This is a genomic window from Deltaproteobacteria bacterium (genome assembly GCA_003194485.1).
Lineage (GTDB): Bacteria > Desulfobacterota > Dissulfuribacteria > Dissulfuribacterales > UBA3076 > UBA3076.
Genome location: PQXD01000005.1, coordinates 126,280 through 133,962, shown reverse-complemented (window position 1 = coordinate 133,962; position 7,683 = coordinate 126,280). Strand labels below are relative to the sequence as shown.

The window sequence follows — 7,683 nt, the reverse complement described above, 5'->3', positions numbered from 1 at the left end:
ATAGGAGGGGATATATACTAACCGTCAAGCACCCGGCTATCGCCGCCACAGGCACGTTAAATGATACGGAAATAACATTGACGGAAAATCACCGTCATGGACAAATTTTTCGTTTTGTGAAAAAAAAATTAGAAAAATTGAGGAGTTGACTCAAAAAATGGTTGCTCTATGAAAGAATCTTCAGACCAATGGCAGTAATTGTATGGCAAGCAGCCTACCCGGTGCTTGCTGCCTGTATCTTATATGAAATATCCAGAGTTTAATAATTTAATTGACGTTGATTTGGTGAATTGCTATCATAGCGGCATGCCTCGACACAGACGACTCAATGTCCCCGGTGCGATTCATTTCATCATGTCATCACCAGGGGTCTGAATCGTCAGATATTTTTCTTGATGATAAGGACCGGAACGATTTTCTGTTTCGTCTTGAAAAAGGGCTTTCAGTTACCGGTTGCAGGTGTTATGCATGGGTGCTGATGTCCAGCCATGTCCATCTACTTATCCGCACACATAATAGACCTCTTGGGGATCTGATGCGGAAAGTCCTCACCGGTCATGCCATCTCCTTTAACCGTCGGTATCGTCGAACCCTTCTGCGACACTCGATTCCATCTATTGTCCGGTTGCACCTATTACTTCGTTTAAGATCGACCAATGTCGCCAGAAAGGGAGAATGGTCAAGTTCAGGTCTCCTACTTTTTCAACTCTTTCGTCATCCCTTGAGATTACAAGGCATTGTCTGCATTTGAAGCGTTCGGCAAATCTCATCAGGGGCTTCAAATCCCTCATTTTGACATTTTCCCTGATCTTGATCTCGACGGGTAATATTCTCCTGTAATCATCTATTACGAGATCAACTTCTTCTTTCTGCGGTGAGCGGTAGAAGAATCGTGCCCTGAAAAGGTTGGCAAAATAACCCTCAAGCAGACTGTGATAATCAGGCTTATCTGACCTTAGTGCTGATGTAAATCCAGTGTTGGAAAGATAAACTCGTTTCAGTTTCTTTTCACTTGTCAGCCTATTACTTGAGAAGTTGTACAGTTTAGTTATCAATAATGAATAGTCTAGATATGAGACATAATTGGAGATGGTGCGTTGATCAACTTTCAGGTCATCACCCAGACTGCTATAATCCAGATACATGCCGGGCATGTATGCAGTTATTTCCAGCAAGCGGAATAGGAGTTGGGGGCGGTTTATCGTAAAGGACTCTGGGATATCCTTAAAGATAACACGCTCAAGCAAACTCTCTCTGAAATATTTTTTTAGCGCAAAGTCATCAAAACCTATGGCCTCGATAAATCCCCCTTTTTTAAGATACTCTTGAAACAGATCTATGATTTCGACTTTGTAGAGGTTTTCCCTGGTCTTATCAATTGAGATGCCTTTGAACTCAATGAACTCATCAAATGTAAAGGGCTCGACACAGAACTCAAAAAAGCGGCCCGCAAGGCTCTCCTTAATCTCTTTCTTCAAGATTAGAGCCGCTGATCCCGACAATATGATCTTGAAATTTGGGTAACGGTCATAAATGAGCTTGACCTTGTTGAACCAATTATCCAGTTTTTGAACCTCATCCAAAAAAAGATATATTCGTTTTTCCTCGTCCAGCCTATATTTTAGGATATCCTGCTCGTATGTTTCAAGAATTTCGTTCAGGCTGAAAGCCTGCTCGTCAAATGAAAAATAGAGTATGCAAAAGGACCTGCCCTTTTCTTTTTCGAGCAGGTAATCAATGAGCTGATACATAAGAGTAGTCTTTCCGGCTCGTCTCATTCCAAAGAGCATGATAATTTGTCTGTAATCAAAAAATGAAAGTATTTTGTCAAAGATCTCCCGTCTTTTTCCAAGCAGACCTTTTGGAACCCTTGACGTCTTCCACCACGGGTTGAATTCATGCAAGCGCATATAATTACCTTCTAATGTAATTGTTCTTGAAATATAATAACATTGCAATGTTATTATAATTATGTCAAGTGATTTTTCTGAATTAGGAAAACTGCGGGACGTGGTATCTGAGTCAAATCAATCTTTCATTTTCCTGTCAAGGGCCTCGGATATAGTAGACGCGGAAACTCCCTCTTGGCGTGCTACTTCCACCAATGAAATTTCAAGAATCTCTATCAATTAATATACTATCTGTGCCCTGACCTGACAAATCCGTCTTATACGACTACCCATCCGCAGTTTCTGTGAATTGATATTTTCTTTTCGGCATATTCGTTCGATGAACTCAGCAATTTTTTGCCAGAATTAAGTTAAGGAAATCAACAATGTCCCGTATGTAGACCCGGACTATCCAGGAATTCCTGTTTTACCAAACGGACCTCGTCTTCCCGGTGCCTGACCTCTCCATCCAGTCTGGCCTCAAGCAGTCGGTGCAGTATTGTCCGGAAGAGAGGGCCGGGCTCCAGACCCATATCCTTTAAATCATCTCCTGTGAGCAGGGGCCTTACATCCTGCAGCTCGGTGATATACTTGGATATGGCCTGCCTGGCGTCTTCGTTCTGAGTAATTGAAAGGATATGAAGGAGCAGATCAATATCCAGGCCTTTCAGCAGCCAATAGACCTCACTGGACTTCATAAAGGATCGCCGCGAGAGAAGATCAAGGACCTTTATTGAAACCTTACGTTCTTCCATAAAGATATTCCTCTCTGATCCAACAAGGCCCAGACGGTCCATAACTTCCAGAACTTCCTGAGAATTCAGTCCTTCAAGAAGTGCCAGCAGATACACCACCCACCTTCTGGGCCTCTGTGGCCTGAAGAGCAGATCGTACCAGGCCAGGACGTCATAAGACCGGGCAAGGATCTCTTCTTCCGTTGGCCCCAGTCGAATGCTTTGATGAATCACCTTCAGTAGCCCCAGACCGGCCAGCCTCCTGATGGCAGCCCTCGGATCCGGTTCCTCCAATATCAACCTGAGTTCGGTGAGCAAACGTTTTCCGGAGAGCCTCGAGAATATGTCGAGATGCACGGCATTCCGGATCAATCTCAAGGTCTGCTTGCCTATCCTGAAACCGTATCGCTGCTCAAAGCGGACAGCCCGGAAGACCCTTGTCGGATCTTCAACAAAGCTCAGGCTATGGATAACCTGGATAATACGGTCCTTGAGATCCCTCTGGCCTCCAAAGAAGTCTATCAACAAACCGAATTCCTTTGGATTGAGCTTAATTGCCAGTGTATTGATGGTAAAATCCCGCCGGAACAGATCCAGCTTAACGGACGAAAGTGCCACTGTGGGCATGGCAGCAGGGTACTTGTAGTATTCCCACCGGGCTGTGGCCACGTCCACCTTGAAGCCGTCAGGGAATATTACAACCGCGGTCCCGAACTTCTGGTGGGCACGGACCCTTGCTCCGAACCGGCCGGCAAAGGCCTTGGCAAAGGCGATTCCGTCTCCCTCAACCACCAAGTCCACATCCAGGTTAGGCCTCCTCAGCAGCAGGTCTCTCACAAAGCCGCCTACGACATAGACATGAAAACCCTCGGCCTCCGCCACATCTCCTGCATTCATCAACAGATCAAGTATATGGGGAGGGAGCTTCTCCCTCAACAGGGAGAGGACGTTCTTGCGCTGTTCCTTTCCTGAAAGCAGGGCTTCAGGTCTTCTTGCAGCATCTCCGCTCAGTATCTGAAGGAGATCCGTCCTGGTAATTACCCCTTCTATCCGCCCCTTATCCACCACAGGGACAAAACGCTGGCGGCGGTTGACTATGAGTTCCTGGACCCTGGCAAAAGTGTCCTCCGGGTAGATGACCTCGAAATCCGTAGTCATGTATTCACGTACCGGCAGGTCCGAAAGACCATGGTATATTGCCTTCTCCACGGTCCTGCGGGAAATAAGGCCCAGTACCTTACCTTCATGGACCACAGGCAAGACAGTTATACCATATCGGGTTAATTTATCATTGACCCGGGAAATAGTGGTGTCCGGCAGGACAGAGAGAACCGGATACGACATAATATCTTTCACTTTAGGCTCTGTCCCGAGCTGCCTGTGAAGTTCGGTGATAAGGCGCTCTTCGGCCTCAGCAAGAGTCAGCCCCTTTAACGTGGCAGAGGCAGCCATGGGGTGGCCTCCTCCGCCGATTGCCTTCAGCACCTCACTTACGTCAACTCTTTCATCCCGGCTGCGGCCCACTATCAACACCTGATCCGCCATAAGTGCCATGGCAAAGATCACGGGGAGCTTCTCCATATCCATCAGTTCGTGGGCCAGGACGGCAAAATCTTCCACGTACGCCGGCGACGAGGTCTTTGCCAAAGTGACAGGGATGCCGGCCAGGGTATAAGTAGCCGCTGTATTCAAAAGATCGTTCAAAAGCTCTACATGTTCAGGAGTGAACCTGTGTCCGAGGAGCTCGGAGATTGCCTTGAGGTCGGCTCCTTTCTCGAGCAGCCAGGCAGCCGCCTCCAGATCCTCGGAAACAGTGGAGCTGAAAGTAAAGGACCCTGTGTCCTCATATATGCCCACGGCCAGAAATGTCGCCTCGTCGGGACTTATATCCACTCCCCTTTCTCTCAGAAATCGGATCATCAGGGTCGTGTTTGCTCCCACCGCCCCGAAAAATGTCTTGGCGGCCTTTATGTCTCCATCAGAAGGAGGATGGTGATCGAATACATGGACTTCAACATCAGGCCTTTCCAAAAGCGAAGCCAAGGGGCCGATACGGCTTCTCTGCCTGGTATCTACAATTACCAGAAGCTTTACCTTTTCAAGATCTATGTCTTTTAAACGTTTTACGTTTATAAAATAACTGCTCGACTGGAGGAGGAAGTCCCGCAGGTCCCTCTCCTGGGAGCCCGGCAACACGATCTGAGCCCCTGGATAAAGCTTGCTTGCAGCCAGAGAAGAGGCCAGGGCATCAAAATCCGCATTGAGGTGGGAGGTGATAATGGTGGTGGGGGAATCTGTTGAATTTTCGGCCAAGGAATTCCTTAAATAATTTGCAGAACTACTGATTTACTTTAAGAAGGGCAGAGAAGATAAATATCCTCAAAAAAGCAACGAAGCAATCCAATGGCACAGTTTGTGAGTCTTATTGAGATTGCTTCGTTAACGCTCGCAATGACAACTTTTTAATAAAACACCATATTAGACGCTGACCCTGAATGGATTGATAGTAAGAACCGGACAACTGGCACCCTTGACTACTCCACTTGCTACGCTGCCAAACATGATCCTCTCAAGCCCCTTTCTTCCATGAGTGCCGATTATGATCATATCTGCTCCGCCCTTTTCGGCCTGCTCCAGTATCTTTTCCACCACATCTCCTACCACAATTACCGTTTTAACATTTTCCACATCAGACAAATTCTCTTCCACGAACCTGTCCATGGCCTTTTCGCCGCCCTTCAGGAGTTCGCCTTCATAGCTGGAATACCAGGCACCGCCCATTTCATAGCCAGTAAAATCTCCCGGGCCTCTCACTACGTGCACAAGCTCTATTTGTGCTCCCAACTTTTCAGCCATGAACTTCACAAAAGGCAATACCTTATTGGAACTTTCAAAAAAATCTACAGGAAACAGAATTTTTTTAATTTCTACCATCGAGCTGCCCTCCTTTTGGTTGTTTCTAAATCCTGAATCAATCAAAATGCCTTATACATTACAAATTCCCTTTAAATTTAACTTTTAGCAGTTGTTGACCTAATGTCAAGCTTGCTGCTATTCTTTATGATTTCTATAATACCGGCATAAATACTTTTCAAGACATCCGGAGCGATTTAATGGGCATGACAGTAACGGAAAAAATCATAGATGAGCACCTGGTGGAAGGTGAAATGACTCCTGGAAGCCAGATTGCCATACGCATTGACCAGACACTTACTCAGGACGCCACGGGTACCATGGCCTACCTGGAATTTGAGGCCATAGGCATACCCAGGGTCGAGACCGAACTGTCAATAAGTTATGTAGACCACAATTTGCTGCAATTTGACTTCCGAAATGCCGATGATCACAGATTTCTCCAGTCTGTTGCCGCCCGCTACGGCATCCATTTCTCCCGTCCGGGAAACGGTATATGCCATCAGGTACATCTTGAGCGGTGTGCTGTCCCAGGCAAGACCCTACTGGGCTCAGACAGCCACACTCCGACAGCCGGCGGGTGTGCGATGCTCGCCCTGGGTGCGGGTGGTCTTGATGTTGCCATGGCCATGGCCGGGCAGCCTTTCTATTTAAGAATGCCATATATTACAGGTGTTCGTCTCACAGGAAAGCTTGGTCCGTGGGTCTCGGCAAGGGATGTCATACTGGAATTACTCCGCCTGATGACGGTAAAGGGCGGTGTGGGAAAGGTCATTGAATACTTTGGCCCCGGTGTTGCGGCTCTCTCTGTAACCGACAGGGCCACCATAGCAAACCTTGGAACCGAACTTGGGGCCACTGGTTCAGTCTTTCCATCTGATGAAGCGACCAGGAGTTTTCTTATAAGCCAGAAAAGAGAAGATATATGGCAAATGCTTCAGGCAGATCCGGATGCCGTATATCACGAAATAATCGATATGGACCTCTCTTCTCTTGAACCGATGATAGCCTGTCCATCCTCCCCGGACAACGTGGTGCCTGTACGAGAGGTGGCCGGACAGCCGGTATCCCAGGTCATCATAGGTTCATGCGCCAACTCATCGTTAAGGGACTTAGCGGTTGCCGCCAAGTCACTTGAGCACAGGGAAATACACCCGCTGGTGAGCTTTGAGATAAATCCCGGGAGCCGGCAGGTATTGGAAAACGCCGATATGGCCGGGGCCTTGCGTACATTAATCCACGCCGGGGCCAGAATACACCAATGCGGCTGCCTGGGATGCATCGGGATGGGACAGGCCCCGGCCACAAATACCATCTCCCTGAGGACCTTTACCCGCAACTTCCCCGGAAGGAGCGGCACAAAGGACGACCGGGTATATCTGTGCAGTCCTGAAACAGCGGTTGCATCCGCAATACGGGGAGTAATTACGGATCCGAGAGATCTTGGGCAGGCCCCAGAAGTATCTCTTCCCGAGGCATACATCATAAATGACAACGGGATAATTCCTCCTCCTGTGGACGGCTCGAAGGTATCAATACTGCGCGGCCCCAACATAAAACCTCTTCCGGAGTTTGAGCCGTTGCCGGAAGACCTGAAGGCAGAGGTACTCCTCAAAGTGAAGGACAATATTACCACTGACCATATAATGCCTGCCGGGAGCAAGATACTGCCGCTCAGAAGCAACGTGCATGCCATCAGTGAGCATGTCTTTTCCGCAATTGATCCGGAGTTTTCCTCAAGGGCCAGGGCGGCAGGCACTGTGATCATAGTCGGAGGAGAGAATTACGGCCAGGGCTCCTCCAGGGAGCATGCCGCCCTGGCGCCAAGGTACCTCGGGGTACGGGCCAAACTGGTAAAAAGCTTTGCCAGGATCCATAAGGCAAACCTTGTAAACTTCGGCATCCTGCCGCTTACATTTATGGATCCGGATGACTACGATCGAATTGAAAAAGGAGACACTGTCAATATTCCAGGTCTGAGGACCGCGCTGCTGGCAGGTTCAGACACGGTGTCAATAGAAGTCGGAAAAGACAGAACAATACAGGCCCACCTGGAGGTGTCTGAAAGAGATCGCCTGATACTGGCCTCAGGCGGCCTTCTCAATTGGGCGAAGGCCAGGATTGGGGCCGGGCGGACATAGAATTGA

At 48.2% G+C, this 7,683-nt stretch carries 4 protein-coding genes; 1 reads left to right on the top strand and 3 read right to left on the bottom strand.

Annotated elements, in window-relative coordinates; genetic code table 11:
- Positions 1–614: 614 nt before the first annotated feature.
- From C4B57_04525 to C4B57_04515, 3 genes are all read right to left on the bottom strand, one after another.
- Complete coding sequence (locus C4B57_04525) at positions 615–1,910, bottom strand: hypothetical protein (protein PXF55184.1); 1,296 nt, start codon at positions 1,908–1,910, stop codon at positions 615–617.
- Between the two features lie 359 nt (positions 1,911–2,269).
- Positions 2,270–4,903, bottom strand: coding sequence for a hypothetical protein (locus C4B57_04520; protein PXF55211.1), 2,634 nt, complete (start codon positions 4,901–4,903; stop codon positions 2,270–2,272).
- Positions 4,904–5,101: 198 nt separating this feature from the next.
- Positions 5,102–5,557, bottom strand: coding sequence for a universal stress protein (locus C4B57_04515; GenBank protein PXF55183.1), 456 nt, complete (start codon positions 5,555–5,557; stop codon positions 5,102–5,104).
- A gap of 179 nt (positions 5,558–5,736) precedes the next feature.
- On the opposite strand from C4B57_04515, the gene C4B57_04510 reads away from it, so the two are divergent.
- Positions 5,737–7,677, top strand: coding sequence for an aconitate hydratase (locus tag C4B57_04510; protein ID PXF55182.1), 1,941 nt, complete (start codon positions 5,737–5,739; stop codon positions 7,675–7,677).
- The last annotated feature ends 6 nt before the right edge of the window (positions 7,678–7,683 follow it).

Excerpts from the sequence above, each read along its gene's own strand:
- C4B57_04525 (PXF55184.1), bottom strand. The coding sequence starts at position 1,910 with ATGCGCTTGCATGAATTCAACCCGTGGTGGAAGACGTCAAGGGTTCCA.
- C4B57_04510 (PXF55182.1), top strand. The coding sequence starts at position 5,737 with ATGGGCATGACAGTAACGGAAAAAATCATAGATGAGCACCTGGTGGAA.
- C4B57_04515 (PXF55183.1), bottom strand. The coding sequence starts at position 5,557 with ATGGTAGAAATTAAAAAAATTCTGTTTCCTGTAGATTTTTTTGAAAGT.